At 70.5% G+C, this 25,334-nt stretch carries 27 protein-coding genes and 1 other RNA gene; 16 read left to right on the forward strand and 12 right to left on the reverse strand.

Features of this window, described 5'->3' with window-relative positions:
* Window positions 1-6: 6 nt before the first annotated feature.
* Entirely contained in the window at window positions 7-810 is an 804-nt protein-coding gene (locus tag EP26_RS18490; protein WP_043340774.1) for a shikimate dehydrogenase family protein, read from the reverse strand.
* Between the two features lie 66 nt (window positions 811-876).
* Here EP26_RS18490 and EP26_RS18495 point away from each other — a divergent pair, with 66 nt between their 5' ends.
* Window positions 877-1,653: a 3-ketoacyl-ACP reductase gene (locus tag EP26_RS18495; RefSeq protein WP_043340775.1), complete on the forward strand. Its 777-nt coding sequence runs from the start codon at window positions 877-879 to the stop codon at window positions 1,651-1,653.
* Between the two features lie 60 nt (window positions 1,654-1,713).
* On the forward strand, window positions 1,714-3,351 hold the full coding sequence (locus tag EP26_RS18500) for a methyl-accepting chemotaxis protein (protein WP_052389358.1): 1,638 nt from the start codon (window positions 1,714-1,716) through the stop codon (window positions 3,349-3,351).
* Between the two features lie 3 nt (window positions 3,352-3,354).
* On the opposite strand, the gene EP26_RS18505 is transcribed toward EP26_RS18500, so the two are convergent.
* On the reverse strand, window positions 3,355-4,332 hold the full coding sequence (locus EP26_RS18505; RefSeq protein WP_043340776.1) for a tripartite tricarboxylate transporter substrate binding protein: 978 nt from the start codon (window positions 4,330-4,332) through the stop codon (window positions 3,355-3,357).
* Window positions 4,333-4,469: 137 nt separating this feature from the next.
* Here EP26_RS18505 and EP26_RS18510 point away from each other — a divergent pair, with 137 nt between their 5' ends.
* Window positions 4,470-5,024 (forward strand): type 1 glutamine amidotransferase domain-containing protein, encoded by a 555-nt coding sequence (locus EP26_RS18510; RefSeq protein ID WP_043340777.1) that lies wholly within the window; start codon window positions 4,470-4,472, stop codon window positions 5,022-5,024.
* A 3-nt stretch (window positions 5,025-5,027) separates the two neighbouring features.
* Here the strand turns inward: EP26_RS18510 and EP26_RS18515 are convergent, their stop codons facing one another.
* Complete coding sequence (locus EP26_RS18515) at window positions 5,028-5,666, reverse strand: MBL fold metallo-hydrolase (RefSeq protein ID WP_043340778.1); 639 nt, start codon at window positions 5,664-5,666, stop codon at window positions 5,028-5,030.
* 174 nt (window positions 5,667-5,840) lie between these two features.
* Here EP26_RS18515 and EP26_RS18520 point away from each other — a divergent pair, with 174 nt between their 5' ends.
* From EP26_RS18520 to urtE, 6 genes are all read left to right on the forward strand, one after another.
* Entirely contained in the window at window positions 5,841-6,779 is a 939-nt protein-coding gene (locus EP26_RS18520; RefSeq protein WP_052389359.1) for a DMT family transporter, read from the forward strand.
* Between the two features lie 215 nt (window positions 6,780-6,994).
* The gene (gene urtA / locus EP26_RS18525) at window positions 6,995-8,239 is read left to right on the forward strand and encodes an urea ABC transporter substrate-binding protein (RefSeq protein ID WP_043340779.1); all 1,245 of its coding nucleotides are present in this window, start codon (window positions 6,995-6,997) and stop codon (window positions 8,237-8,239) included.
* A gap of 53 nt (window positions 8,240-8,292) precedes the next feature.
* A complete protein-coding gene (gene urtB / locus EP26_RS18530) occupies window positions 8,293-9,852 on the forward strand; it encodes an urea ABC transporter permease subunit UrtB (protein ID WP_043340780.1) in 1,560 nt (519 codons plus the stop codon).
* 41 nt (window positions 9,853-9,893) lie between these two features.
* The gene (urtC, locus tag EP26_RS18535; protein WP_456303882.1) at window positions 9,894-10,943 is read left to right on the forward strand and encodes an urea ABC transporter permease subunit UrtC; all 1,050 of its coding nucleotides are present in this window, start codon (window positions 9,894-9,896) and stop codon (window positions 10,941-10,943) included.
* Window positions 10,940-11,677, forward strand: coding sequence for an urea ABC transporter ATP-binding protein UrtD (gene urtD, locus EP26_RS18540; protein ID WP_043340782.1), 738 nt, complete (start codon window positions 10,940-10,942; stop codon window positions 11,675-11,677). The genes urtC and urtD overlap by 4 nt, the downstream gene beginning before the upstream one ends.
* Window positions 11,678-11,680: 3 nt before the next feature.
* Window positions 11,681-12,376: an urea ABC transporter ATP-binding subunit UrtE gene (urtE, locus tag EP26_RS18545; protein ID WP_043340783.1), complete on the forward strand. Its 696-nt coding sequence runs from the start codon at window positions 11,681-11,683 to the stop codon at window positions 12,374-12,376.
* 76 nt (window positions 12,377-12,452) lie between these two features.
* On the opposite strand, the gene EP26_RS18550 is transcribed toward urtE, so the two are convergent.
* From EP26_RS18550 to EP26_RS18560, 3 genes are all read right to left on the reverse strand, one after another.
* Entirely contained in the window at window positions 12,453-13,355 is a 903-nt protein-coding gene (locus EP26_RS18550; protein WP_043340785.1) for an MBL fold metallo-hydrolase, read from the reverse strand.
* Between the two features lie 53 nt (window positions 13,356-13,408).
* Window positions 13,409-13,939, reverse strand: a complete 531-nt coding sequence (locus tag EP26_RS18555; RefSeq protein ID WP_043340786.1) for a GNAT family N-acetyltransferase — start codon at window positions 13,937-13,939, stop codon at window positions 13,409-13,411.
* A 74-nt stretch (window positions 13,940-14,013) separates the two neighbouring features.
* Window positions 14,014-15,261: an amidase gene (locus EP26_RS18560; protein ID WP_245624448.1), complete on the reverse strand. Its 1,248-nt coding sequence runs from the start codon at window positions 15,259-15,261 to the stop codon at window positions 14,014-14,016.
* 95 nt (window positions 15,262-15,356) lie between these two features.
* On the opposite strand from EP26_RS18560, the gene EP26_RS18565 reads away from it, so the two are divergent.
* The 3 genes from EP26_RS18565 (at window position 15,357) to EP26_RS18575 (ending at window position 20,049) form a co-directional block, all read left to right on the forward strand.
* Window positions 15,357-16,166, forward strand: a complete 810-nt coding sequence (locus tag EP26_RS18565; RefSeq protein WP_052389360.1) for a ferredoxin--NADP reductase — start codon at window positions 15,357-15,359, stop codon at window positions 16,164-16,166.
* 202 nt (window positions 16,167-16,368) lie between these two features.
* Window positions 16,369-18,060, forward strand: a complete 1,692-nt coding sequence (locus EP26_RS18570) for an MFS transporter (RefSeq protein WP_245624449.1) — start codon at window positions 16,369-16,371, stop codon at window positions 18,058-18,060.
* A gap of 114 nt (window positions 18,061-18,174) precedes the next feature.
* Complete coding sequence (locus tag EP26_RS18575; protein WP_043340813.1) at window positions 18,175-20,049, forward strand: AMP-binding protein; 1,875 nt, start codon at window positions 18,175-18,177, stop codon at window positions 20,047-20,049.
* A 148-nt stretch (window positions 20,050-20,197) separates the two neighbouring features.
* On the opposite strand, the gene EP26_RS18580 is transcribed toward EP26_RS18575, so the two are convergent.
* From EP26_RS18580 to EP26_RS18595, 5 genes are all read right to left on the reverse strand, one after another.
* A complete protein-coding gene (locus EP26_RS18580; protein WP_043340790.1) occupies window positions 20,198-21,022 on the reverse strand; it encodes a TIGR00282 family metallophosphoesterase in 825 nt (274 codons plus the stop codon).
* 4 nt (window positions 21,023-21,026) lie between these two features.
* On the reverse strand, window positions 21,027-21,620 hold the full coding sequence (locus EP26_RS18585) for a 5-formyltetrahydrofolate cyclo-ligase (RefSeq protein ID WP_043340792.1): 594 nt from the start codon (window positions 21,618-21,620) through the stop codon (window positions 21,027-21,029).
* Window positions 21,607-21,761, reverse strand: a non-coding RNA gene (gene ssrS, locus EP26_RS33305) — 6S RNA. Before ssrS ends, EP26_RS18585 begins: the two co-directional genes overlap by 14 nt.
* 136 nt (window positions 21,762-21,897) lie before the next feature.
* A complete protein-coding gene (locus EP26_RS18590) occupies window positions 21,898-22,221 on the reverse strand; it encodes a cell division protein ZapA (protein WP_043340793.1) in 324 nt (107 codons plus the stop codon).
* Between the two features lie 11 nt (window positions 22,222-22,232).
* The gene (locus EP26_RS18595; RefSeq protein WP_043340794.1) at window positions 22,233-22,490 is read right to left on the reverse strand and encodes a hypothetical protein; all 258 of its coding nucleotides are present in this window, start codon (window positions 22,488-22,490) and stop codon (window positions 22,233-22,235) included.
* A 74-nt stretch (window positions 22,491-22,564) separates the two neighbouring features.
* On the opposite strand from EP26_RS18595, the gene EP26_RS38175 reads away from it, so the two are divergent.
* From EP26_RS38175 to EP26_RS18615, 4 genes are all read left to right on the forward strand, one after another.
* Window positions 22,565-22,993, forward strand: a complete 429-nt coding sequence (locus EP26_RS38175) for a hypothetical protein (protein WP_043340795.1) — start codon at window positions 22,565-22,567, stop codon at window positions 22,991-22,993.
* A gap of 64 nt (window positions 22,994-23,057) precedes the next feature.
* Window positions 23,058-23,984, forward strand: a complete 927-nt coding sequence (locus tag EP26_RS18605) for a class I fructose-bisphosphate aldolase (RefSeq protein ID WP_043340796.1) — start codon at window positions 23,058-23,060, stop codon at window positions 23,982-23,984.
* Window positions 23,981-24,619 (forward strand): thiamine phosphate synthase, encoded by a 639-nt coding sequence (gene thiE / locus EP26_RS18610; protein ID WP_043340815.1) that lies wholly within the window; start codon window positions 23,981-23,983, stop codon window positions 24,617-24,619. The genes EP26_RS18605 and thiE overlap by 4 nt, the downstream gene beginning before the upstream one ends.
* Entirely contained in the window at window positions 24,616-25,092 is a 477-nt protein-coding gene (locus tag EP26_RS18615; RefSeq protein WP_211259473.1) for a bleomycin resistance protein, read from the forward strand. The genes thiE and EP26_RS18615 overlap by 4 nt, the downstream gene beginning before the upstream one ends.
* Here the strand turns inward: EP26_RS18615 and EP26_RS33310 are convergent.
* Window positions 25,012-25,334, reverse strand: a 323-nt coding sequence (locus EP26_RS33310; protein WP_043339756.1) for a transposase, incomplete at its 5' end; no start/stop codon positions are given. The genes EP26_RS18615 and EP26_RS33310 overlap by 81 nt on opposite strands.

Genomic DNA, 25,334 nt, shown 5'->3' on the forward strand with positions numbered 1-25,334 from the left:
GCTTCGTTACCCTCCCAGTTCCGCGAGCCCGAGGAAGGCCGCGGCCAATCTTGCCTGGCCCTCGAACATCGCGCGGCCGGAGACCGTATCACACCCCGCCGCGGCCGCCGCGTCCAGCAGCGGCGTGCGCTCCGGCTTCGGAATCACATCCGCCACCACCTGTCCGGGCGACAGCCGCCCCGGATCGACCGGCACTGCATCCCCCGGCCGAAGCCCGAGCGGCGTCGCATTCACGACGAGCCCATGCCCCGCCGGATCCGCCAGCCCCGTCGCCACGGCACAGCCCGGGAAGGCCGCCGCCACCGCCGCCGCCAGCGCCCCCGCCCGCCCCGGCGCCACATCGGAGAGGGCGAGCGACGCCACCCCCGCCCGCGCCAGGGCGAAGGCGATCGCCCTTCCCGCCCCGCCACAACCAACCTGCAAGGCCCGCATCCCCGCCGGCTCATGCCCCGCCGCCCGCAGCCCGGCGACGAAACCCTCGCCGTCGAACATCTCCCCCTCCCAGCCGCCATCCGCCCGCCGCCGCACCGTGTTGACGGCGCCCGCCAGCCGCGCCATCGGCCCCAGCGCAGCGAGCAGCGGCACCACCGCCTGCTTGTGCGGCATCGTCAGCACCACCCCGTCGAGGTTACGGATGCGCATGAGCCCCCGCCACGCCACTGCGAGGTCGCCAGCCGCCACCTCCACCGGCAGGAAGGCCGCATCCATCCCCGCCCGCGCGAATTCGGCATTCCACCATTCCGGCGAGCGCACCACCCCCACCGGGTCGCCGATGATGGCGAAGAGCCTCGCCCGTCCCGTGATCCGCATGCCGCACCCCTTCCGCTGACCGCGCCCCTCGCCCATCCTCGCCCCGGGCATTGCGCGGAGGAAGGGATGGCGAGCGGGACGAAGCCGGTAGCAGTGGTGACGGGCGCGCGGCGCGGCATGGGGGCGGCGACCTGCATCGCCCTCGCCGCCGCCGGCTACGACATCATCGCCATCGACAAGGAACTGGAAGGCGCCCGCGAGACCGGCCATGCCGTGGTCGCCGCCGGCGGCGATTTCGACTTCCGCTTCTGCGACCTCGCCGACCCCGAGGCGGTGGCGAAGATCGCCGACCTCGCCTGGGAGATCGGCGGCGGCGTCGAAGCGGTGGTGAACAATGCCGGCGTCGGCACCCTCCTCCGCGGCGACCCGCTCGCCCTCGCGCCGGAAAGCTGGGAGCGCGCACTGGCCGTCAACACCCGCGCCCCTTTCTTCCTGACGCAGAGCTTGGCGCGCCGCATGGTCGCCGCCGACGCGCCTCGCCGCGGCCCGCGCGGCATCGTCTTCGTCACCTCGGTCAACGCCGCCCTCGCCAGCCCCGACCGGGCGGATTACTGCGCGAGCAAGGCAGCGCTCTCGATGGTCGCCCGCTGTTTCGCTCTGCGCCTCGCGGAAGACGGCATACCGGTCTTCGAGGTCCGCCCCGGCGTCATCCGTACCGCGATGACCGAGCCGGTCGCCGAGCGCTACACGCAACGCATCGCCGAGGGCCTTTCCCCCATCCGCCGCTGGGGCGAGGCCGAGGACGTGGCGCGGGCCATCACGGGCCTGCTCTCGGGCGCCATCCCTTTCTCCACCGGCGACGCCTTCCATGTCGATGGCGGGCTGCATATCGGCAGGCTTTAGGCTTTCTTCAGGCTTGATGCTTAGGGTCGGCGGCGCCCGCAACGCCCTGAGGTTCCTCCCTTGCCCGACACCGCTCAGACCCTGCAGCAGCGCATGCTGGTCTTCCATGTCTCCCCGGCGGATCTGAAGGTGCTGTCGGGCCTCGCCGACTTCGCCGCGACGGAACTCCCCGGCCTGATCCGCGAGCGGGCGACGACCCTGCCGGACTGGCCCGACATCACCCGCGTGCTCCGCACCCCGGAGGTGAATGCGGTCCGCGTCGCGCATTGGCAGCGCCTGGTCACCGGCCGGCTCGACGAGGATTTCGTCGCCTCCGCCCACCTGCTCGGCCGGGTGCTGCAGGAGCACGGGCTGCCCATCTTCGGCGCTTCGCTCTGCGCGGTCTCCGTCCAGCAGGCGGTGGTCGAGGCGCTCGGCCTGGCCACGCCCGCCCGGCGCTGGCCCACTCGCGGCCAGGCCGACAAGGCGCGGCTGCTGGCCAGCCTTTCGCGCGTCGTCTGGTTGCACAGCGAGCTGCTGCTCGAGACCTTCACCGAAGCCGCCAACGAGGCCCGCGCGATCTCGTTGCGTGCCATGGCGGAGCGGGTCGAGACGGAGAGCCGCCAGGCCGTCACCAACCTCACCGCCTCCATGGACCGGGTGATCGGCGACGCGATGGGGATGGCGGACTCCGTCGGCGCCCTCGCCGAGGACAGCCAGGCCGTGACACTCGCCACAGAGGAGGCGCAGCGGAACGTGCAGACCGTGGCCACGGCGACCGAGCAGCTCGGCGCCTCGATCCAGGAGATCGCGCAGCAGATCACCGGCGCCACCGGCGCCACGCGGCGCGCGACGGAATACGGCAGCGAAGGGCGGCGCCGCATCGCCACCCTCGCGGACGAGGTCGGGCGGATCGGCAATATCGCGCGCCTGATCGCCGGCATCGCCGGGCAGACCAACCTCCTCGCGCTGAACGCCACCATCGAGGCGGCGCGTGCGGGCGAGGCCGGCAAGGGCTTCGCCGTCGTCGCCAACGAGGTGAAGAACCTGGCCGCCGAGACCGCCAAGGCGACCGAGGAGATCAGCCGCCAGGTGCAGGAGGTCGCAAGCGCGACGGACAGCGCGGTGACGGTGGTGCGCGAGATGGCCGGTGCCGTCGCCGAGGTCGACGAGGCCGCCGCCGCCATCGCCGCGGCCATGGAGCAGCAGACGGCGGCAACGCGCGAGATCGGCCGCGCCGTCGCCGAGGCCTCAGGCGCGACCGGGGCGGTGACCGAGCGCCTCGGCCTCGTCTCCGGCCGGGCCGATGCGGCAGCGCAGCGGTCCAGCTCCGCCCGTCATGCCGCGGAGGAGGCTCAGGAACGGATGCAGCAGCTGAACCTCGTGCTGACCCGCATCATCCGCGAGGCGGCGCCTGAGGTCGAGCGGCGGCAGACTGAGCGCATCGCGGTGACCCTGCCAGCCGATTTGCTGTCCGACGGCCAGCCTGCCCGCGTCACGCTCCTCGACATCTCGCGCGGCGGCTGCCGCCTGGGGCCGGAGGCGCCGGCATTTGCATCCGGCTCCGCGGTGAGGCTGCGTCTGCCGGCCGCCGGGATCGAGCTGCCGGCCGTGGTCGCCTCGGACTCCGGCCCGCTGCGGCTGCGCTTCGTCGCGGTGCCCGCGCTACAGTCGAAGCTCGACGCCTTCCTCCGGACGCTCGGGCGGGAGGCGGCCTGACGCCTAATCGATATGAATATTGGCGAGCTTCGCCACCTCGGCATTGACCGCGATCTCGCGCGGGATGCGTTCGCGGAACGCCGCCGGCCCCTCGCCCTCCACCACGCCACCCGACTCCTCGATGCGCGCGACGATGTCAGGCCGGCGCAGCAATCCCTGCACATCGGCGGCGATCCGGGCGACCAGTGCCTCCGGCATGCCGCCGGGCCCGGTGAAGCTGTACCAGGGCGAGGTGTCGCGGATCGGCACGCCCTGCTCGGCCATGGTCGGCACATCGGGAAAGGCGCGGGAGCGGCGCGGGGCGGCGATGCCGAGCGGCCGCAGCTTGCCGTCGCGGGCGAGGCCGATGGCGCCGGAGAGCGTCGAGAAGGTGACTGGCACGCGCCCGCCGATCACGTCCTGCAAGGCCGGGTTGGCGCCGCGATAGGGCACATGGGTCAGCTCGATCCTCGCCGCCAGCATGAACATCTCGGTGGCGAAGTGGCCCGAGGTGGCGACGCCCGAGGTCGCCGCCGCCAGCCCCGGCTGCCGCCGCGCCGCCTCGACCACGTCCTGCACGCTGCGATAGGGCTGGTCTGCCCCGGTGAAGAGCACCGTCGGCGAGGAATAGATGACGACGATCGGCGTGACGTCGCGCAGCGTATCGTAGGGCAGCCGGGTGAAGACGGCCGGGTTGGTCGTCAGGTTGCTGGTGCAGAGCAGCAGCGTGTAGCCATCGGGCGGTGATTTCGCCAGCGCCTCGACGGCGATGTTCTGCGAGGCGCCTGGCCGATTCTCCACCACCAGCGGCTGGCCCCAGAGCGCCTGCAAGGGCTCCTGCAGCAGCCGCGCGGCGAAGTCGGTCGGCCCGCCCGCGGGGAAGCCGACCAGCAGGCGGACCGGCCGGTCAGGCCAACCGGCTTGGCCAGCGGCCGGCTGGGCCTGGGCGGCCGAAGTCAGCGCAGCGCCGGCAGCGGCGAGCACCCCGCGTCGGTGGAGCATGGCGTTTCCTCGTCGTTCTCGTTGCGGCAAGCATTCGCCCTGCGGATCGGCCCGTCAAGCAAACCGCGGCGAGGCAACCCCGCGCATGGCCTCCCGTTCAGCGGGCAGTCTCCCGAAAACCTGGAAGGAGCCATGGAATGGCAAATGAGTTGAGCGGCCGCAGCGTCGCCGTGCTGGCGACGGATGGCGTCGAGCAGGTGGAGCTGACCGAGCCGGTGAGGGCGCTCAAGGCCGCCGGCGCCACTGTCCACGTCGTCTCGCCGAAGGAGGGCAGCCTGCAAGGCTGGAACCACCTCGACAAGGCCGACCCGATCCCGGTCGACCAGCCGCTCGAAGGCGCCGATCCCGCCCGCTACGACGCGCTGATGCTGCCGGGCGGCGTGGTCAATCCGGACCAGCTCCGCCTTCAGCCGAAGGCGATCGCCTTCATCCGCCACTTCGTCGAGAGCGGCAAGCCGATCGCCGCCATCTGCCACGGCCCCTGGACGCTGATCGATGCCGGCGGCGTCGAAGGCCGGCGGATGACGAGCTGGCCCTCGCTGAAGGCAGACCTCACCAACGCCGGCGCCCGCTGGGAGGATTCCGAGGTCGTCACCGACCGGGGCCTCGTCACCTCGCGCAAGCCGGACGACATTCCCGCCTTCAGCCGCAAGATGATCGAGGAATTCCGCGAGGGCCGCCACGCGGCCTAGGCGCTAGCTCCGCAGGAACGGGTTGCCGCGCCGCTCCTGGCCGAAGGTCGAGCCAGGGCCATGCCCGCAGAGGAAGGCGATGTCGTCGCCGAGCGGCAGCAGCTTCCCATGGATGGCGGCGAGCAGCGCCTCCTGGTCGCCATAGGCGAAGTCGGTCCGCCCGACCGAGCCGCGGAACAGCACGTCGCCGACCACGGCGACGCGCAACGCCGTCTGCACGAAGACGACATGCCCAGGCGTATGCCCCGGGCAATGCAGCACGCCGAACTCCTCGCCGCCGATGGCGACCGTATCGCCCTCCGCCAGCCACCGGTCGGGCACCAGGTTGCGCGCCTGCATGCCGTATTTCGCCCCCTGCTCTTCCAGCCCCTCGAGCAGGAAGCCATCGCGCCGGTCCGGCCCGATCACCGGCGGCGTACCGGGCAGCGCCTCCTTCAGCTCCGCCGCGCCGCCCGCATGGTCCATATGCCCATGGGTCAGCAGGATGCTGTCGATGGTGATCTTCAGCTCGCCGATGGCGGCGAGGATGCGCTCCACCTCCCCGCCCGGATCGATGACGCTGCCCCGCAGGCTTGCCTCGTCCCAGAGCAGGGCGCAGTTCTGCTGGAAGGGCGTCACGGGGATGATGGCGGCTTTGATCATCGAGGAAGCCTAGGCACCCCCTCCCGCCGGGGCAAGCGGGCCTGGGCATTCCCGGGTTCGTCCTTGCCGCCGTGGCGGCGTCCCCGGACCTACCAATGCAGCGGCATCAGCCGCCGCCGGCCCCTTCGCAGACACACCCTGGACGCGCCGGCCTCTGGGCCGCAGCCTCCCCGCATGCCGGAATCGACGCGCGGCGGCGCACTCCCGCCGAGGGCCGTGGGCCTGATGTTGCTGCTTTGCCTCGTCTGGGGCCTGAACCTCGTGGCGATGAAACTGGGCAACCAGGGCATCCCGCCTGTGCTCCAGGCGGGGCTGCGCTCCACTATCGCCGCGCTGCTGCTCATCGCCTGGTGCCGCTGGCGCGGCATCCGCTTCGGCCTCTGGCGCCGCGACGGCACGCTCCTGCCCGGCGTCCTTGCGGGCCTGCTCTTCGCCGTCGAATTCATCGCCCTCTATATCGGCGTCGGGCTGACGACGGCCTCGCGCGGCGTCGTCTTCCTGTACGGCGCACCCTTCTTCGTGGCGCTCGGCGCCCATTGGCTGATCCCGGACGACCGGCTGACGCAGGCCAAAGCCATCGGCCTGCTGGTAGCCTTCGGCGGCCTCGTCCTCGCCTTTTTCGAAGGTCTCTTCGCCCCGGCCGGCGAGCGGGCCCTGCTCGGCGACATGCTCTGCCTGCTGGCGGGCGCGCTCTGGGGCGCGACGACGGTGCTGGTGAAGGCCTCGGCCCTCCGCCGCGCGCCGGCGATGACGGTGCTGCTCTACCAGCTCGCCGTCTCGGCGCCGCTGCTACTGATCGCCTCGCCGCTGATGGGCGAGGCTTGGCATATCGAGCCCCGCCCGCTCGTCATCGGCGCGTTGCTTTATCAAGGGGCCGTCATCGCGGGGGCGAGCTACGCACTCTGGTTCTGGCTGGTCGCGCAATACTCCGCCTCGCGGCTTGCCGCCTTCAGCGTCCTGACGCCGATCTTCGGCGTGCTGGCCGGGGCGGTGCTGCTTGGCGAGCCGCTCGGCCACCTCTTCGGCGCCGCCCTCGCCCTGGTTGTGCTCGGCCTCTGGCTGGTGAACCGCCCTGCCCGATCCCCTGCCCCCCTGGCACCCAGGATGCGATGAAATCCCATCCATCTGCACATTTTTGAGGCAAATCCGCCTCGCAGCGGAGTGATCCGAGCCGCTTCCGGCTGGCATGCATCTCGCAATGGCTTGAGCGCAACCCGCCGCCCCGCCTCGCGGGGTGCTGCGGCTGCTCGCCGCCAAGGCTCCACAGGCCCGAGGGACTCCGCCCCTCAGGATTGAAGGCCAAGGTCTGAACAAGGAAGGAAGAACCGGTGACCTCGACCTCTCCCACACTCACGCGGCGCGCCGCCCTCGGCGGCCTCGGCGCCGCCCTCGCCATGCCCGCGCTGCGCCCCGCCTTCGGCCAGGGCACGCCCATCAAGGTCGGCGTCCTCCACTCCCTCTCCGGCACCATGGCGATCAGCGAGACGGCGCTCCGCGACACCGTGCTGATGATGGTCGACTGGGTGAATTCGAAGGGCGGCGTGATGGGCCGCAAGGTCGAGGCGGTGGTGGTCGACCCGGCCTCCAATTGGCCGCTCTTCGCTGAGAAGGCGCGCGAGCTGCTCCAGGTCCACAAGGTGGACGTGACCTTCGGCTGCTGGACCTCGGTCTCGCGCAAATCCGTCCTCCCCGTCTTCGAGGAGCTGAACGGCATGCTCTTCTACCCGGTCCAGTACGAGGGCGAAGAGGAGAGCAAGAACATCTTCTACACCGGCGCCGCGCCGAACCAGCAGGCGATCCCCGCCGTCGAGTACCTGATGTCGAAGGATGGCGGCGAAGCGAAGCGCATCGCCCTGCTCGGCACCGACTACGTCTACCCGCGCACCACCAACCGCATCCTGCGCGGCTTCCTGAAGTCGAAGGGCATCGGCGATGCCGACATCATGGAGGAGTACACGCCCTTCGGACATTCCGACTGGCAAGGCATCGTCGCACGCGTGAAGCGCTTCGCCTCCGAGGGCAAGAAGACGGCGATCGTCTCCACCATCAACGGCGACGCCAACATTCCCTTCTACCGCGAGCTTGGCAACCAGGGCATCAAGGCCGAGGACATCCCCTGCGTCGCCTTCAGCGTGGGTGAGGAAGAGCTGGCCGGCATCGACACCAAGCCGCTGGTCGGCCACCTCGCGGCGTGGAACTACTTCATGTCGGTGCAGGGCACGCCGAACACCGAGTTCAAGCAGCTCTGGCAGAGCTACATCAAGAACCCGAAGCGCGTGACGAACGACCCGATGGAGGCCACCTATACTGGCTTCCGCATGTGGACCCAGGCCGTCGAGAAGGCGAAGTCCACCAAGGTCGACGATGTCCGCGCGGCGATGATCGGCCAGAAGCTCATGGCCCCCTGCGGCTATGAGGAGGAGATGCTGCCCAACCATCACCTCTCGAAGCCGGTCCTCATCGGCGAGGTGCAGGAGGACGGCCAGTTCAACATCGTCTGGAAGACGCCGAATGCGGTGAAGGCCGAGAACTGGTCGCCCTTCATCCCCGAGAACGCGAACCGCCGCCGCTGAGCCCGACCGTGGCGCCGGGTACCGCCCGGCGCTACCCCTTCCCGAAAGTTCCCATGCGACAATTCCTCCTGGCCCTGGGGCTGCTGCTCTGGCTGGCGCTGCCGGCCCGGGCGCAGGACGCCTTCACCGCCGCGCTCCCCGGCCTCGCCGGCGGCTTCGGCGACATCGCCACCTCCGTCGAGCAGCTCGGCGCCCTCGCCGACCCGCGTGCCCTGCCCATCCTTCGCGTCCTCCAGGCCGGCCAGTTGCAGAAGACCGCCAATGGCCGCCTCCTGCTGCCCGGCAATATCGACGCCCTGACCGGCCAGCCCGCCGACGCCAGCGGCGCCGAGACCGTCCGCCTCAACAACCGCGTCCGCCAGGCGTTGCGCGGTGCCCTCGGCCGCCTGCAACTCGCCTCCCCCGATGCCGCCGAGCGCGGCGCCGCCGCCGAGGCCATCTTCCGCAGCCGCAGCGCGGAGGACGTGCCGACGCTCCAGGCCGCCATCGCCCGCGAGACCGATGCCGGCGTGAAGGCGAAGCTGATCCTGGCCCTCGCCGCTGCCCAGCTCGTCGCCTCCGACGAGGAGGCCAAGCGCGCCGCCATCGCCCGCCTCGGCGCCGCCGGCACGGTCGAGGCCCGCGCCCTGCTGATCGAGGCCCGCGCCGCCAACCCCGGCATGGCCGCCGCCATCGACGCCTCCATCGCCAATATCGACCAGTCCCTCGCCATCCGCCGCGCGGTGGAGACGCTGTTCCAGGGTCTCTCCCTCGGCTCCGTGCTGCTGCTCGCGGCGCTCGGCCTCGCGGTGACCTTCGGCGTCATGGGCGTCATCAACATGGCGCATGGCGAGTTCGTCATGCTCGGCGCTTACGCCACCTTCATGGTGCAGGAGGCCTGCCGCGGCATCCCCTGGCTCGCCCCCTGGTCGCTTCCCCTCTCCGTACCCGCCGCCTTCCTCCTCGCCGCGGCCGCCGGCGCCGTGCTGGAGCGCGGGCTGATCCGCCACCTCTATGGCCGCCCGCTCGAGACGCTGCTGATGACCTTCGGCGTCGGGATGATCCTGCAGCAGGCCGTCCGCCTCGCCTTCGGCGCCCAGAACCGCGAGGTCGCCTCGCCCGCCTGGATGCAGGGCACGCTCATGCTGCCCGGCGGCATCTCGGTGACGCAGAACCGGCTCTGGATCATCGTCTTCGGCATCGCCGTGCTGCTGCTGGTGATCGCCGCCATCCGCTTCACCCGCTTCGGACTCGAGATGCGCGCCGTCGTGCAGAACCGCCGCATCGCGGCGACGATGGGCATCCGCACCGGCCGCGTCGATGCGCTGACCTTCGCATTCGGCTCCGGCATCGCCGGCATGGCCGGCGTCGCGCTCAGTCAGATCGACAATGTCTCGCCCAATCTCGGCACCGGCTACATCATCGACAGCTTCATGGTCGTCGTCTTCGGCGGCGTCGGCTCGCTCGCCGGCACGCTGGTCGGCGCGCTGACCCTCGGCGTCGTCAACAAGGTGCTGGAGCCCTATGCGGGCGCGGTGCTCGCCAAGGTTTTCGTCCTCGTCGCCATCATGCTGTTCATCCAGCGCCGGCCGCGGGGCCTCTTCGCACTCAAGGGCAGGGCCGCCGAATCATGAGCGCCTCTCTCGCCGCACCCGCGCCCGGCGGCTTCGGGCGGATGACGCTGCGGCTGGTGCTGATCGGTGCCGTGCTGGTTCTCGCCATGCTGCCGGCGCTGAACCGCCTGCCGGCCGACAGCGCGCTGCACGTCTCCGACTTCATCGTCACCGTCACCGGCAAGTGGATCACCTATGCGATCCTGGCGCTCGCCATCGACCTGGCCTGGGGCTATGCCGGCATCCTCTCGCTCGGCCATGGCGCCTTCTTCGCCCTCGGCGGCTATGCGATCGGCATGCACCTGATGCGGCTGATCGGCCCGCGCGGCGTCTACGGCCACCCCACCCTGCCCGACTTCATGGTCTTCCTCGGCTACCAGGAGCTGCCCTGGTACTGGCTCGGCTTCGACCACTTCCCCTTCGCCATCCTGATGGCCGTCGCGGTCCCCGGCCTGCTCGCGGGCGTCGTCGGTTACCTCGCCTTCCGCAGCCGCATCACCGGCGTCTACCTCTCGATCATCACCCAGGCGCTGACCTATGCGCTGATGCTCGCCTTCTTCCGCAACGACATGGGCTTCGGCGGCAATAACGGCTTCACCGATTTCAAGGAGCTGCTGGGCATGCCGCTGAACACCCAGGCGGCCCGCAGCGCGCTGTTCTACGCCTCGCTGCTGCTGCTGCTCGGCGCGCTCTGGCTCTGCTCCTCGATCACGAAGTCGAAGCTCGGCCGCGTCCTCGTCGCCATCCGCGACGCCGAAAGCCGCGTGCGCTTCCTCGGTTACGACGTGACGCAGCACAAGCTCTTCGTCTTCGTCCTCTCGGCGATGATCGCGGGCCTCGCCGGCGCGCTCTACGTGCCCCAGGTCGGCATCATCAACCCTGGAGAGTTCAGCCCGGGCAACAGCATCGAGGCGGTGATCTGGGTCGCGGTCGGCGGCCGCGGCACGCTGGTCGGCGCGCTCCTCGGCGCCTTCTCGGTCAATGCGCTGAAGACCTGGCTGACCACCGTAGCACCCGGCCTCTGGCTCTTCGCGCTCGGCGGCCTCTTCGTCGCCGTCACCCTCTTCCTGCCGCGAGGCCTCATCGGCCTGTTCTCGAAGGCGCCGAAATGAGCGAGCCGGTCCTCTACCTTGACGGCGTCTCGGTCGTCTTCGACGGCTTCCGCGCGCTGAACAACCTCTCCCTCATCGTCGATGCCGGCGAGCTGCGCGCCATCATCGGCCCGAACGGCGCCGGCAAGACGACGATGATGGACGTCATCACCGGCAAGACCCGCCCGACCGCCGGCGTCGTCCGCTTCCGCGAGCACGACCTGACGAAGCTCGACGAGGCCACCATCGCCAATCTCGGCATCGGCCGGAAATTCCAGAAGCCGACGATGTTCGACGCACTCACCGTCTTCGAGAACCTCGAACTCGCCCTGAAGGCCCCGCGCGGCCCCCTGGCCTGCCTCCGCTGGACGCTGACCGGCGAGGCGCACCGCCGCATCGAGGGGGTGATGGAGGAGGTCGGCCTCGCCTCCCGGTCGGGGGACCGCGCTGCGATCCTCAGCCACGGCCAGCGGCAATGGCTCGAGATCGGCATGCTGCTGATGCAGGATCCGGAGCTGCTGCTGGTCGACGAGCCCGTCGCCGGCATGACCGACCAGGAGACGGAGCACACGGCGGCGCTGCTCGTCCGCATCGCCGGGGAGCGCAGCGTTGTCGTCGTCGAGCACGACCTGGAATTCGTCCGCGCCCTCGGCAGCAAGGTGACGGTGCTCTGCGAGGGCTCGATGCTCTCCGAGGGCAGCATCGACCATGTCCAGAACGACCCGCGGGTCATCGAAGTCTATCTGGGGCGCTGAACCATGCTGCGCGTCGAGACCATCGACCTCTCCTACGGCGCCAGCCGCTGCCTGCGCAGTGTCTCGCTGGAGGCCGATCCGGGCCGTATCACCTGCGTCCTCGGCCGCAACGGCGTCGGCAAGTCCTCGCTGATGCGGGCGATCGTCGGGTTGGAGCGCATCCAGTCCGGCCGCATCATGTGGGAAGGGAAGGACATCGCCGCCGTGGCCCCGGCCGACCGCGCCCGCGCCGGCATCGGCTACGTCCCCCAGGGCCGCGAGATCTTCCCCTTCCTCACCGTGCAGGAGAACCTGGAGACCGCGCTCGCCGCCGCGCCGCGCGGCGCATCGGTGCCCGAGGAGGAGATCTTCACCCTCTTCCCCATCCTGAAGCAATTCCTCAAGCGCCGCGGCGGCGACCTCTCCGGCGGCCAGCAGCAGCAGCTCGCCATCGCCCGCGCGCTGACGGCACGGCCCCGCCTGCTGATCCTCGACGAGCCGACCGAGGGCATCCAGCCCTCCGTCATCAAGGACATCGCCCGCGTCATCCGCCACCTCGCGCGCGAGAAGAGTTTCGCCGTTGTCCTCGTCGAGCAGTACTTCGAATTCGCCCGCGAGCTGGCCGACCGCATCGCGGTCATGGTCCGCGGCGAGGTCGCCCTCGGCGGACCCGTCGAGGAATTGGAGGACGAGTCGGTCCGCCGCCTACTGACCGTGTGACGCGTGATCGCCGAAGGCCGGAACGGCCGGAGGTGTGAGTCGCCCGTCCAAACCATTCGCTGAATGAGGAGCGGCGTTACGGGGAACGCCGCTCCTCATTCAGCCCCCCACGCAGCACCACCGGGATCTTCATGTAGCGCACGCCGTTGCTCTCGGCTGGCGGGAAGCGTCCGGCCCGTATGTTCACCTGGATCGAGGGCAGCAGCAGCACCGGCGGGGCGAGCTTGGCATCCTTCGCCTCCCGCATGGCGACGAACTCCTCCTCGGTCATGCCGTCCTTCACATGCGGGTTGCGCGCCCGCTGCTCGGCGACGGTACTCTCCCAGGCAAATTCATCCCGCCCCGGCGCTTTGTAGTCATGCGCGGTGAAGATGCGCGTCTCCGGCGGCAGCGCGAGCAGCTTGCGGATGCTGCGCCAGAGCGTCCGCGCATCGCCGCCCGGGAAGTCGCAGCGCGCCGTGCCGTAGTCGGGCATGAACAGCGTGTCGCCGACGAAGGCCGCATCGCCGACGCGATAGGCGATGCAGGCCGGCGTATGCCCCGGCACATGGATCACCTCCGCCTCCAGCCCGCCAAGCATGAAGCGGTCGCCATCGGCGAAGAGCCGGTCGAAATCCCCGCCCTCCGGCACGAGGTCCGCCGCATCGAAGACCGGCCGAAAGATCGCCTGCACGTCGCGGATATGCTCGCCGATGCCGATCCGCGCGCCGGTCCGCGCCTTGATGTAGGGCGCCGCCGTCAGGTGGTCGGCATGCACATGTGTCTCGAGCACCCAGCGGAGCGCGATGCCCTCCGCCTCTGCCGCCTGAAGGATGGCATCGGCCCCGGCGGTATCCGCCGTGCCGCCGCGATTGTCCCAGTCGAGCACCGGGTCGATGACGGCGCCTTCCCGGCTCGCCGCATCCCAGACCAGGTAGCTGACCGTATTGGTCGCCGCACCGAAGAAGGCCCGGATCGCCGGGCTGCCGCTGTCCGCCATGGCATCGCCTCCCTTGCGAGGAGGCGGAAGCATGCGCGCCTCAGGCTGACATGTCAGCCGGGAACATCGCGGTCCGCCATGCCGATGCCGCGCTGCATGAAGACGAGGTCCACCCAGCGCCCGAACTTCAACCCGGCCGACTTCATCACCCCCGCCTGACGGAATCCGAGCGACACATGCAGCCCGATCGAGCCGACATTGTCGCTGTCGCCGATGAGGGCGAACATCTGGCGGAAGCCCGCCTCCGCCGCCCGCTCCAGCAGCGCCTTCACCAGCGCCTTGCCCACGCCCTGCCCGCGCACGTCGTTGCGGACATAGATGCTGTCCTCCGCCGCATGGCGGAAGGCGGAGCGGTCGCGCAGCTGCGCGTAATAGGCGAAGCCGATGATGCCGCGCCCCTCGCCTTCCTCCGCCTCGGCAACCAGCCAGGCCCAGCCGCTGTCCTGAACCTTGGCCAGTCGCCGCGCCATCTCCGCCTGGTCCGGCGGCACCTCCTCGAAGGTCCCGGCGCCATGCAGGACGTGATGGGCATAGATGTCGGTGATGGCCGGAAGGTCCTCGGGGCCGGCATCACGGATGATCATGCAGCTTGTCCTGGCAGGAGATTCGGTTGCGGCCCCGTCCTAACCGCCGGGGACGGACGGGACAAGCATTCGACTCAAACCGGCAGGCCGAGTTCCGCCGCCAGCTGCCCGGCAAGCGAAAGAAGCGCCCGGTCCCGCCCCGCCGCCGCAACCAGCGACAGCCCGACCGGCGCCCCCTCGGCGCGGCCCACGGGCAGCGTCACCTCCGGCAGCCCCGCCAACCCGGCGATGGCGGTGACGCCCATCGTCCGCTCGCGCACCGCGTTCTGCTCCGCCTGGCTGGCCTCCAGCCTGGGCGCCGGCACCGGCGAGGTCGGGTAGGCGAGCACCGCGCCGCCGGCCAGCAGCGCCCGCATCCGCGCCTGGAAGCCCCGCCGGAATTCCCGCCCCGCCGCCGCCTTAACCGGGTCCATCCCCTTTGCCGCGGCGAAGCGCTCCTTCACCCCCGGCCCGAATTCCGGCCCCGTCGCCTCCACCCAGGCGCCGAGCGTCGCCCAGGCCTCCTCCGCCTGGGCGCAGCGGAAATGCTCGTAGATCGCATCCAGCCCCTCCGGCGCGAGATCGACCCGCAGCGCCCGGCCCAGCAGCCGCTCCAGCGCCAGCATCGGCTCGGCCAGCGCCACCACGACCGTCGGGACGGCATTGATCCAGGCCTCGTCCACCCGCAGCAACGGCCCGAGGCCGGGCGCCCCGCCATCCTCCGGCAGCAGCACCTCCCCGACCCGGGCGAGCACGGAAGCGCGTCCCGCGAACCAGCCCGCCGTGTCGAAGCTCGGCCCGAGCCCCCGCGCCCCGGCGAGGCTCACCGCCCCCCAGCTCGGCCGGATGCCGAAGGTGCCGCAATAGCTGGCCGGGATGCGCACCGAGCCGCCGGTATCCGACCCGAGCGCGAAATCCACCAGCCCCGCCGCGACGGCGGCCGCCGAGCCGCAGGATGACCCGCCCGGGAAGCGGTCCGGCGCTGCCGGATTGACCGGCGTCCCGTACCAGACGTTCTCGCCGGTCAGCCCATAGGCCAACTCCACCGTCTTGGTCTTGCCGCGGAGACTCGCCCCCGCCTGCAGCAGCGCCTGCACCACCGGCGCCGTGGCCGCCGCCGGCGGGTTGGTACGCGCCCAGTCCGGGTTGCCATAGCCGGTCGGATGGCCCGCCACGTCGAACAGGTCCTTCACCGCGAAGCCGAGCCCGGCCAGCGGCCCGTCCGGGGCGCCCGCCAGCTCCAGCCTTGGGCCGGGCATGAAGGGGCTGTCGCGGTCGGTCATCGCATCCGGCATGGCGGCCTCGTTCGGCGGTTGTCGTTGCAGGCCGATCCTGCCCCGCACCCAAGGTTCCGGCAAAGCCCAATCTCGTGCGTGCATGGCAGGCATTTCACGCCAGCGGTTGCATCTTTCGCCGCATCGCAGCATGTAGCGATGCCATGAACGCCCTCGCCCCCAGCCCGAAACCCGCCATCCCGCCGGCCTTCAACGGCGAGACGGTCACCTGGGTCCATCACTGGACCGACCGGCTCTTCTCCTTCCGCTGCACGCGGGACCCGGCGCTGCGCTTCGTCGCGGGCCAGTTCGCCATGATCGGGCTGATGGTCGAGGGCAAGCCGCTGGTGCGGGCCTATTCCATCGTCAGCCCGCCCTGGGAGGAGGAGCTCGAATTCCTCTCCATCAAGGTGCAGGACGGCCCCCTCACCTCGCGCCTGCAGCACATCAAGCCGGGCGACACGGTCGTCATCGGCAAGAAGCCGACGGGCACCCTGCTCACCGAGAACCTGCTGCCCGGCAAGACCCTCTGGCTTATCGCGACGGGCACCGGCCTCGCCCCCTTCATGTCGCTGATCCGCGAGCCCGACGTCTACGAGCGCTATGACCATGTCGTCGTCTGCCACACCGTCCGCGAGGTGAAGGAACTGGCCTACCGCCAACTCATCACCGAGGAGCTGCCGCAGCACGAGTTTCTCGGCGAGATGCTGGCCGGCAAGCTGCTCTACTACCCGAGCGTCACGCGCGAGCCCTTCCCCACCCAAGGCCGCATCACCGACCTGATCGAGTCGGGCAAGGTCTTCGCCGATCTCGGCCTGCCCCCGCTCTCGCCGGAGCAGGACCGGGTGATGCTCTGCGGCTCCGAGGCGATGAATGCCGATGTGAAGGCGCTGCTCGAGGCCCGCGGGTTCACCGAGGGCTCGAACAACGAGCCGGGCAGCTACGTCCTCGAGAAGGCCTTCGTCACCAAATAGTTCGCGGGTAATCCCCCCTTCATCCAGGGGTAAGGAAGCTCGCGATCCGCTTGCCTTTCCGGCCGTCCGTTGCCATCCTGGCAAGGTTTGGTCCCGGCGGCGGCTGGCGGTGTTGGCGTTGCGGCATGCGGTCGGGGCCCTCCCCACGGCCTGCCCCTTGCCCCCATCCCGGCTGCGACCGGCCGGGAGGAAAGGGCAGGAAATGAGCGCAAATACCGCAACCTCGGCGGCCGCCGGCCGGGCGGCGCCGATGACGAAGGAAGAGAAGAAGGTCATCCTCGGCTCCTCGCTGGGGACCGTCTTCGAGTGGTACGACTTCTATCTCTACGGCAGCCTCGCCGGGCTCATCGGCACGCATTTCTTCAGCCAGTATCCCGAGGGCACGCGCAACATCTTCGCGCTGCTGACCTTCGCGGCGGGCTTCCTGGTACGGCCCTTCGGCGCGCTGTTCTTCGGCCGCATCGGCGACCTTGTGGGGCGGAAATACACCTTCCTCGTCACCATCGTCATCATGGGCGCCTCGACCTTCATCGTCGGCCTGCTGCCTGGCTCGGAGACGATCGGCATTGCCGCGCCCATCCTGCTGGTCCTGCTGCGCTGCCTCCAGGGCCTGGCACTCGGCGGCGAGTATGGCGGCGCCGCGACCTATGTGGCCGAGCATGCGCCGAATGGCCGGCGCGGCTTCTACACCTCCTTCATCCAGATCACCGCGACGGCGGGGCTCTTCCTCTCGCTGCTCGTCATCCTCGGCGTCCGCACCTGGACGGGTGAGGCGGAGTTCGCGGCCTGGGGCTGGCGCGTGCCCTTCCTCCTCTCGATCATCCTGCTCGGCATCTCGGTCTGGATCCGCTCGACGCTCAACGAGAGCCCGGCCTTCCAGAAGATGAAGACCGAGGGCACCGGCTCCAAGGCGCCGCTGTCGGAGGCCTTCGGCAAGTGGAGCAACGCCAAATGGGCGCTGCTCGCCCTGCTCGGCCTGACCATGGGCCAGGCGGTGGTCTGGTACACCGGGCAGTTCTACGCCCTGTTCTTCCTCGGCTCGATCCTCAAGGTGGACGGCCCGACGACCAACCTGCTCATCGCCTGGTCGCTGCTCCTCGGTTCGGGCGGCTTCGTGCTCTTCGGCTGGCTCTCCGACAAGATCGGCCGCAAGCCGATCATCCTCGGCGGCTGCCTGATCGCGGCACTGACCTACTTCCCGCTGTTCAAGCTGCTGACGGCGGAGGCCAACCCGGCGCTGCACCAGGCGCAGCAGACCATCCCGGTGCAGGTGCTGACCGACCCGGACAGCTGCTCCTTCCAGTTCAACCCGGTCGGAACGGCGCGCTTCACCCAGCCCTGCGACATCGCCAAGGCGGCGCTGGCGCGGGCCTCGGTGCAGTATTCGGTCGAAGGCGGCGTGGCGGCGGGCGAGACGGCGATCCGCATCAACAACGGCACGCCGATCCGGGCGACGGACCCGGGCTTCGCCCAGCAGCTCACAACGGGGCTGACGGCGGCGGGCTACCCGGCCGCCTCCAACCCGACGGTCGTGAAGATGTCCGGTCCCTTCGACATCTTCCGCGAGCAGCCGGCCGTCATCATCGGCGTGCTGACCCTGCTGGTGATCTACGTGACCATGGTCTACGGGCCGATCGCGGCGGCGCTGGTGGAGCTCTTCCCCACGCGCATCCGCTACAGCTCGATGTCGCTGCCCTACCATATCGGCAATGGCTGGTTCGGCGGGCTGCTGCCGGCCACCTCGCTGGCGATGGTGGCCCAGACCGGCGACATCTATTTCGGCCTCTGGTACCCGATCGTGATCGCACTCGCGACCTTCATCATCGGCATGATCTTCATCCCGGAGACCAAGGACCGCGACATCTTCGACGATGCATCCTCCATCACGCGCTGACCGGCGCGGCGGGCCTGGGACATGGGCGCCGGGAGCAATCCCGGCGCCCTTTTTCATGCCCGCTTGCCGGCGGGCCGCGGGCTTGCCACCTTCCCCGAAACGGGGAGCGAAACCATGGGCTACGACGCCACCTACGCCGCCTGGCAGGCCGACCCGGAGGCCTACTGGCGCGAGGCCGCACACGGCATCGACTGGGACCGCGCGCCGGACCGCATCTTCGACGCCTCGGCCGGCGTCTATGGCCGCTGGTTCCCCGATGCCCGGCTGAACACCTGCCACAACGCGCTCGACCGCCACGTCGCCGCCGGCCGCGGTGCCCAGCCCGCCCTGCACTACGACAGCCCGGTGACCGGCCGCAGCACCACCTACACCTACGACGCCCTGCTCGCCCGCGTGGCGAAGCTCGCCGGCGCGCTCGCCGCCCGCGGCGTCGGCCAGGGCGACCGCGTCGTCATCTACCTGCCGATGGTCCCCGAGGCGCCCATCGCCATGCTCGCCTGCGCCCGGCTCGGCGCGGTGCATTCCGTCGTCTTCGGTGGCTTCGCCGCGGCCGAGCTCGCCGCCCGCATCGCCGACGCGCAACCGAAGCTCGTCATCTCCGCCTCCTGCGGGATCGAGCCGGGCCGCACCGTCGCCTACAAGCCGCTGCTGGACGCCGCCATCGGCCTCTCCCCGCACAAGCCGGCGCACTGCCTGATCCTGCGCCGCCCCGAGCTCGACTGCGCCCTCACCCCCGGCCGCGACGAGGACCTGCTGGAGGCCGAAGCCGCCGCCGCCCCGCACCCCTGCGTCCCCGTGGCGGCGACCGACCCGCTCTACATCCTCTACACCAGCGGCACGACGGGGAAGCCGAAGGGCATCGTCCGCGACAATGGCGGCCATGCCGTCGCCCTGCACAATTCCATGTGCATGCTCTACGGAATCGGCGCCGGCGACGTGATGTTCACCGCCTCCGATGTCGGCTGGGTCGTCGGCCATTCCTACATCGTCTACGCCCCGCTCCTCGCCGGCGCGACGACCGTGCTCTACGAGGGCAAGCCCGTCGGCACCCCCGACGCCTCCGCCTTCTGGCGCGTCTGCGCGCAGTACCGGGTCAAGGCGATGTTCACCGCGCCCACCGCCATGCGCGCCATCAAGCGCGAGGACCCGGAGGGCAGGCTGATGGCCGCCCACGACCTCTCGGCGCTCGAAGCCCTCTTCCTCGCCGGCGAGCGCTGCGACCCGCCGACCGCTGAATGGGCCTCCGGCCTGCTGCGGCGCCCGGTGATCGACCATTGGTGGCAGACCGAGACCGGCTGGGCCATCACCGGCAATTTCCGCGGCCTCGGCCTGTTCGAGCCGCGCTTCGGCAGCGGCGGCAAGCCCTCCCCCGGCTACGAGGTCGCCGCCCTCGACGATGCCGGCCAGCCCCAGCCCGCCGGCCAGACCGGCACGCTCGCCATCCGCCTGCCCATGCCCCCCGGCTGCCTGCCGACCCTCTGGCAGGCCGACGGCCGCTGCCGCGAGGCCTATCTCGAGGCCTTCCCCGGCTGGTACAACACCTCCGACGCCGGCGTCATCGACGCCGAGGGCTATGTCTCCGTCATGTCCCGCACCGACGACATCATCAACGTCGCCGGCCACCGCCTCAGCACCGGCGCGATGGAGGAGGTGCTGGCCGCCCACCCGGACGTCGCCGAATGCGCCGTGCTCGGCATCAAGGACGCGCTGAAGGGCCAGGTTCCCCTCGGCCTCGTCGTCCTCAAATCCGGCGCGACGAAATCCGAACCAGACCTCGCCCGCGAGCTGGTGGCCATGGTGCGCGAGCGCATCGGCCCAGTCGCCGCCTTCAAGGATGCCAAGGTGGTGTCACGCCTGCCGAAGACCCGCAGTGGCAAGATCCTCCGCGCCACCCTGCGTAAGATCGCCGATGGCGAGGCCTATGCGGTGCCGCCCACCATCGACGACCCGGCGATCCTCGACGAGATGCAGGCCAGCCTCGCCCGCTGACGGGCTTGCCTTCGCCGATCCCATTCTGTTATAGGAAAATTCGCCCAGATAACATCGCGCCTGGGCCACCTGCCCGGCCGCCTAAACTCCTCAATTCTAAAATTCGCCGGGGAAACCACGCCGAATCAAGGCCTTGGCGGCGACGGACTTAAAGGCCCGAAACCTCCGGCATCGCCTGCGACAGCCGCCCGCCCAGCCGCACCGGCGCGACGCGCGTCGCCAGCCCCGTCGCATCGTCGGTCTCGACGAAGAGCCCGCAGAGCGTCGCCTCGCCCTCCGCCGGCGCCAGCTTCTCGCCCGGCATCTTCCGCCAGAAGCGCAGCGCCGCGCCGCCCTTCTGCATGCCGATCACGCTGTCATAGTCGCCGCACATGCCGGCATCGGTCTGGTAGGCCGTCCCGCCCGCAAGGATCTGGTGATCCGCCGTCGGCGTATGCGTATGCGTGCCGATGACGAGGCTCGCCAACCCGTCGAAGCTGTGGCCGAAGGCGTATTTCTCGCTCGTCGCCTCGGCATGCACGTCGATCACCGCCGCCTGGATGGTCTGGCCGAGCCGGTGCTTCTGCAGCTCCGCCTGCACCGCGCGGAACGGGTCATCGAGCGCATCCATGAACAGCCGGCCCATGACGTTCATCACCAGCGCCCGCCGATTGCCCGGCACATCGACGACGACGGTGCCGCGCCCGGGCGTGCCGGGCGGGAAATTCGCTGGGCGGATCACCCGCGGCTCCGTCTCCAGATAGGGGATGATCTCCTTCCGGTCCCAGCTGTGGTTGCCGAGGGTGATGACGTCGGCGCCAGCCGCGAGGAAGGCCCGCGCCATGTCGGGCGCCAGGCCGAAGCCATGACTCGCATTCTCGCCATTTACCACGACCAGATCGGCCCTGAGGGCGGCGCGGAGACCGGGAAGCTTCGCCGTCAGGGCATCGCGCCCGCTGCGGCCGACGACATCGCCGAGGAACAGGATTCTCAACCGATCAGACCTCGCACCGCACCACACCCTGTTCCGTCGCCACCATCGCCAGCCGCCAGTCCTCGGGCCCGGCCGGCACCTCCGCCATCTCCTGCGCCGCATAGGCGCAGCCGATGGCGGTCGCCCCGGATAGCAGGGCCAGGGTCCGATCGTAATAGCCGCCGCCATAGCCGAGCCTCCGCCCGGCCCGGTCGAAGGCGAGCAGCGGCACCAGCAGCCAATCCGGCATGACGGCCTCGCCCTCCGCCGGCTGGCTCGTCCCCATCGGCCCCCGCGCGAGCGGTGCCCCGAAGCGCCAGCGGCGAAACTGCAAGGGCTGCCCCCGCCGCGGCGTCACCGGCAGGGCGAGCGGATGCCCCCGCGCCTCGAGCGCCCGAAGCAGCGGCCGGATATCGATCTCCTGCCCCATCGGCCAGAAGCCGGCGACGACGGCGCCCGGCGGCGGCAGCGCTTCGGCGAGGACATGATCGGCAAGGCGGGCGCCAAGGCCCGGATCGCAGCCCTCGCGCCGGGCGAGCGCCTGGCGACGGGCCTCGGCCTTCAGGCCGGTGAGCAATTCGGCGCAGAAGGCCGTGCTGTCTGAGTGCGGAGCCACCATGGCCGTCGGCGTCTCATCCTCCCAAGGCCTGCGTGAGCAGGTGGGCACCGGGTACCCGGACCAAGATCCGGACAGAGCCAGCTCCCGGAGGATGCTTATTGGCCCTGGGGATGAATTACCAGACGCACCGGGCAGCCCCGCCCGATGCATATAGGCGCTGAGACACCGCCAGACCAGGGCATGATCGCCGAAGGCCGGCACGGCCGGAGGCGTGAATCATGCGCCCGGAACAATGGCTCGGACGACGGTCCGCGGTCAGCCGAGCGCGGATCGGGGTCTAGGTGCCCCGGTCCAGCGTCTGCGCCAGCCCCTCGATCCGCTCGGCGATGCGCGCGAGGCGATCGGCGAGTTGCGGGTCCGCGGCGCCCGGCTGGCCACTGCGCAGCCGGTCGATCTCGACGCGCAGGTCGCCGCCCTCATCGGCCAGCAACAGCGCGACATGCAGCAGCATCCGCGCCTCGGAGAACTGCCCGCCCATGCCGCGGATCAGCCGGACCTTCTCCTCGATCTGCTGGGCGAGGGCGAGGACATGCCCCTCCTCGCCATCCTTGCAGCCGATGGTGTGGCTATAGCCATTGACCCGGACGGTGACCTGCCCCACGCGCAACCCCCTCAGCTCGGCTCGCCCTGCGGCGGCTCCGACATCGCCTCCTGCGTGGCCTCCGGCCGCAGCTCCTCGGCCAGCGCCCCGCGTAGCCGCGCGATGGTCGCCTCCAGCCGCTCGGCCATGGCGGCGACCTCGGCGCGCGGGACCATGTCGCTGTCGGCGGCCGGCTGGCGGGCGCGGGTGAAGGCCTCGGACAGACGCTCCACCGCCGCCTCCAGGCGTGCCGCCGCCGCCCCGACCGGATCCCTCGCGCTGTCGCTCATGCCTCTCCACCGGGACGCCATCCACGCCGGAAGCGCGCTGGACGCGGCCCTACCGGCATGCTGGAAGCCTTCGCATGGGTGCCGAGGCGGGTCAACGGCCGGGAAATGCGCTGCCGCCGGCCGTCCGGGTGCATGGGCGGGCGGAGGCGGAAGCGGCGCTGGCCCTGGCCGGGCCGCGCGGCGTGACGCTGCTCTCGGCGCCGGGGGTGCCGCCCGGCCTCTTCCTCGCCCTGGTCGCCGCGGCGGCGCGGCCGGAGGTGCCGCATCGGGTGATGGTCGATTGCGCCGATGCCCCGGGCCTGGCGCTGGCGGCGCTCCGGGCCGGCATCCGCCTGCTGGCCCTGGCCCCCTGTCCCGCCTTCGCCGCCGTCGCCGCCACGGCGGCGGAATGCGGCGCGGAGCTCCACGCGGCGCCGCCGCCGGCCTTCGAACCGGCGCGGATCGACCTCACTTCACCCGGCGGCCGCAACAAGCTCGCGCAATGGCTATGTCCGGCCGGGTGACAGAACCGCAACCCCGCGCTACAGGACGCGCCGCACGCGACGACACGGCTGCAAAGGGACTCCGATGAAGCTTTCCCGCAAGGTCAAGGACATCCTCTCCTGGTATGAGAGCGACAACCCGGGGACCAAGGCCAACCTCGCCCGCATCCTGATGGAGGGCAAGCTCGGCGGCACCGGCCGCATGGTGATCCTGCCGGTGGACCAGGGCTTCGAGCACGGCCCGGCCCGCTCCTTCGCGCCGAATCCGGCCGCCTATGACCCGCGCTACCACTTCGAGCTGGCGGTCGAGGCGGGGCTCAACGCCTATGCCGCGCCGCTCGGCATGATCGAGGCCGGCGCCTCGACCTATGCCGGCGCCATCCCGACCATCCTCAAGGTCAACAGCTCCAACAGCCTTTCCACCACCAAGGACCAGGCGTTGACGGGCAGCGTCTCCGACGCGCTCCGCCTCGGCTGCTCGGCCATCGGCTTCACGATCTATCCGGGCTCCGAATACCAGTTCGAGATGATGGAGGAGCTGCGCGAGATGGCCGAGGAGGCGAAGGCCGCCGGCCTCGCCGTCGTCGTGTGGAGCTATCCGCGTGGCCCGATGCTCGACAAGGTCGGCGAGACGGCGCTCGACATCTGCGCCTATGCCGCGCACATGGCGGCGCTGATGGGCGCGCACATCATCAAGGTGAAGCCGCCGACCGACGCCATCTTCCTCGATGCCGCCAAGAAGACCTACGAGAAGTCGCCGGTGCCGAACCTCGCCGAGCTCTCGGGCCGCATCACCCATGTGGTGCAGGCCTGCTTCGGCGGGCGTCGCCTGGTCGTCTTCTCCGGCGGCGAGGCCGGCACGGTCGACAGCATGATGGCCATGGCGCGCGGCATCCATGCCGGCGGCGGCAACGGCTCGATCATCGGCCGCAACACCTTCCAGCGGCCGAAGGCGGAGGCGCTGCAGCTGCTCTCCGACATCATCGGCATCTACAAGGGCCCGGCCGCCTGAGCGAGCAGGGCTGCCGCCTCTACCTGATCACCCCGCCGGCCTTCGAGCCGGCGGGGTTTTCGGCGTTGCTGGCGGAAGCGCTGGACGCGGGCGACGTCGCCGCCTTGCAGATCCGGCTGAAGGACGCGGATGACGAGGCGGTGCGCCGCGCGACGGAAGCGCTGCTGCCCATCGCACAGGCCCGCGGCGTCGCCGTGCTGATGAACGACCGCGCCGACCTCGCCGCGGAGCTGGGCTGCGACGGCGCCCATCTCGGCCAGGAGGATGGCGACCACGCCGCCGCACGCCGCCTGCTCGGCCCCGACCGGACGCTCGGCATCACCTGCCACGGCAGCAAGCACCTGGCGATGGAAGCGGGCGAGATCGGCGCCGACTACGTCGCCTTCGGCGCCTTCTTCCCGACCTCCACCAAGGAGGCGAAGCACCGCGCCGGCACCGACCTGCTGGAATGGTGGTCGGAATTCTTCGAGCTGCCCTCGGTCGCCATCGGCGGCATCACCGCGGCCAATTGCGCCCCGCTGGTCCAGGCGGGGGCGGATTTCCTTGCCGTCGTCGGCGCCGTCTGGAACCACCCGGAGGGTCCGGCCGCTGGGGTGCGCGCGATGAACCGGGCGATCGCCGAGGCCTCCGGGTGAGGCAGCCGGCCCTGGTGCCGGAGCTGATGGTGACCGATCTGCGGCGCAGCCTCGCCTTCTGGTGCGGGCCCTGCGGCTTCAGCGTGCTCTACGGCCGGCCTGAGGACGGCTTCGCCTGCATCGAGCGCAGCGGCTCGCGGATCATGCTCGACGAGCTGCCGAGGGACCGGCCGCATCGCTGGCAGGTGGCGGAGACGCAGCCGCCTTTCGGCCGGCATGTGAATTTCGAGATGGCGGTGCAAGCGGTGGAGCCGATCCTGTCGGCGCTGGCCGCGCTCGGATGGCCGCTTTTCATGCCGCCGGAAGTGAGGCGCTACCGGGTCGGCGCCGGCAGCGTGACCGTGCGGCAATTCCTGGTGCAGGATCCGGATGGATATCTGATACCAGCCGCCCTAGAGCTTGACCTGAGCCCAGGCACGGGTGGTGATGGAGGTGACCTGCTCTGGTCTGCGCATCAGCGCGTTCCAGGCTGAGCAGCAGGCGTCCACGATAGCGTCGTAGCTCTCCCACACGCGATGACTGAGAAAGTTGGCCCGCAGGAACTCCCACAGGTTCTCGACCGGGTTCAGGTCGGGCGCATAGCGAGGCAGCGGCAGCAGGCTGATGTTTGCGGGCAGTTGCAGCTTGGGTGAGGTGTGCCAGCCCGCGCCGTCGAGGACGAGGACAGCATGGGCTCCTTTGCTTACGCCCAGGCTGATCTCCGCCAGGTGGATGT

Source organism: Belnapia moabensis DSM 16746 (assembly GCF_000745835.1).
In the GTDB taxonomy this organism is placed as follows: domain Bacteria; phylum Pseudomonadota; class Alphaproteobacteria; order Acetobacterales; family Acetobacteraceae; genus Belnapia; species Belnapia moabensis.

What these genes read in the sequence shown, in the direction of transcription:
- EP26_RS18490 (WP_043340774.1), bottom strand. Translation starts at nt 810, where the DNA reads ATGCGGATCACGGGACGGGCGAGGCTCTTCGCCATCATCGGCGACCCG.
- EP26_RS18495 (WP_043340775.1), top strand. Translation starts at nt 877, where the DNA reads ATGGCGAGCGGGACGAAGCCGGTAGCAGTGGTGACGGGCGCGCGGCGC.
- EP26_RS18505 (WP_043340776.1), bottom strand. Translation starts at nt 4,332, where the DNA reads ATGCTCCACCGACGCGGGGTGCTCGCCGCTGCCGGCGCTGCGCTGACT.
- EP26_RS18510 (WP_043340777.1), top strand. Translation starts at nt 4,470, where the DNA reads ATGGCAAATGAGTTGAGCGGCCGCAGCGTCGCCGTGCTGGCGACGGAT.
- EP26_RS18515 (WP_043340778.1), bottom strand. Translation starts at nt 5,666, where the DNA reads ATGATCAAAGCCGCCATCATCCCCGTGACGCCCTTCCAGCAGAACTGC.
- EP26_RS18520 (WP_052389359.1), top strand. Translation starts at nt 5,841, where the DNA reads ATGCCGGAATCGACGCGCGGCGGCGCACTCCCGCCGAGGGCCGTGGGC.
- urtB (WP_043340780.1), top strand. Translation starts at nt 8,293, where the DNA reads ATGCGACAATTCCTCCTGGCCCTGGGGCTGCTGCTCTGGCTGGCGCTG.
- urtC (WP_456303882.1), top strand. Translation starts at nt 9,894, where the DNA reads ATGACGCTGCGGCTGGTGCTGATCGGTGCCGTGCTGGTTCTCGCCATG.
- urtD (WP_043340782.1), top strand. Translation starts at nt 10,940, where the DNA reads ATGAGCGAGCCGGTCCTCTACCTTGACGGCGTCTCGGTCGTCTTCGAC.
- urtE (WP_043340783.1), top strand. Translation starts at nt 11,681, where the DNA reads ATGCTGCGCGTCGAGACCATCGACCTCTCCTACGGCGCCAGCCGCTGC.
- EP26_RS18550 (WP_043340785.1), bottom strand. Translation starts at nt 13,355, where the DNA reads ATGGCGGACAGCGGCAGCCCGGCGATCCGGGCCTTCTTCGGTGCGGCG.
- EP26_RS18555 (WP_043340786.1), bottom strand. Translation starts at nt 13,939, where the DNA reads ATGATCATCCGTGATGCCGGCCCCGAGGACCTTCCGGCCATCACCGAC.
- EP26_RS18565 (WP_052389360.1), top strand. Translation starts at nt 15,357, where the DNA reads ATGAACGCCCTCGCCCCCAGCCCGAAACCCGCCATCCCGCCGGCCTTC.
- EP26_RS18570 (WP_245624449.1), top strand. Translation starts at nt 16,369, where the DNA reads ATGAGCGCAAATACCGCAACCTCGGCGGCCGCCGGCCGGGCGGCGCCG.
- EP26_RS18575 (WP_043340813.1), top strand. Translation starts at nt 18,175, where the DNA reads ATGGGCTACGACGCCACCTACGCCGCCTGGCAGGCCGACCCGGAGGCC.
- EP26_RS18585 (WP_043340792.1), bottom strand. Translation starts at nt 21,620, where the DNA reads ATGGTGGCTCCGCACTCAGACAGCACGGCCTTCTGCGCCGAATTGCTC.
- EP26_RS18595 (WP_043340794.1), bottom strand. Translation starts at nt 22,490, where the DNA reads ATGAGCGACAGCGCGAGGGATCCGGTCGGGGCGGCGGCGGCACGCCTG.
- EP26_RS38175 (WP_043340795.1), top strand. Translation starts at nt 22,565, where the DNA reads ATGGGTGCCGAGGCGGGTCAACGGCCGGGAAATGCGCTGCCGCCGGCC.
- EP26_RS18605 (WP_043340796.1), top strand. Translation starts at nt 23,058, where the DNA reads ATGAAGCTTTCCCGCAAGGTCAAGGACATCCTCTCCTGGTATGAGAGC.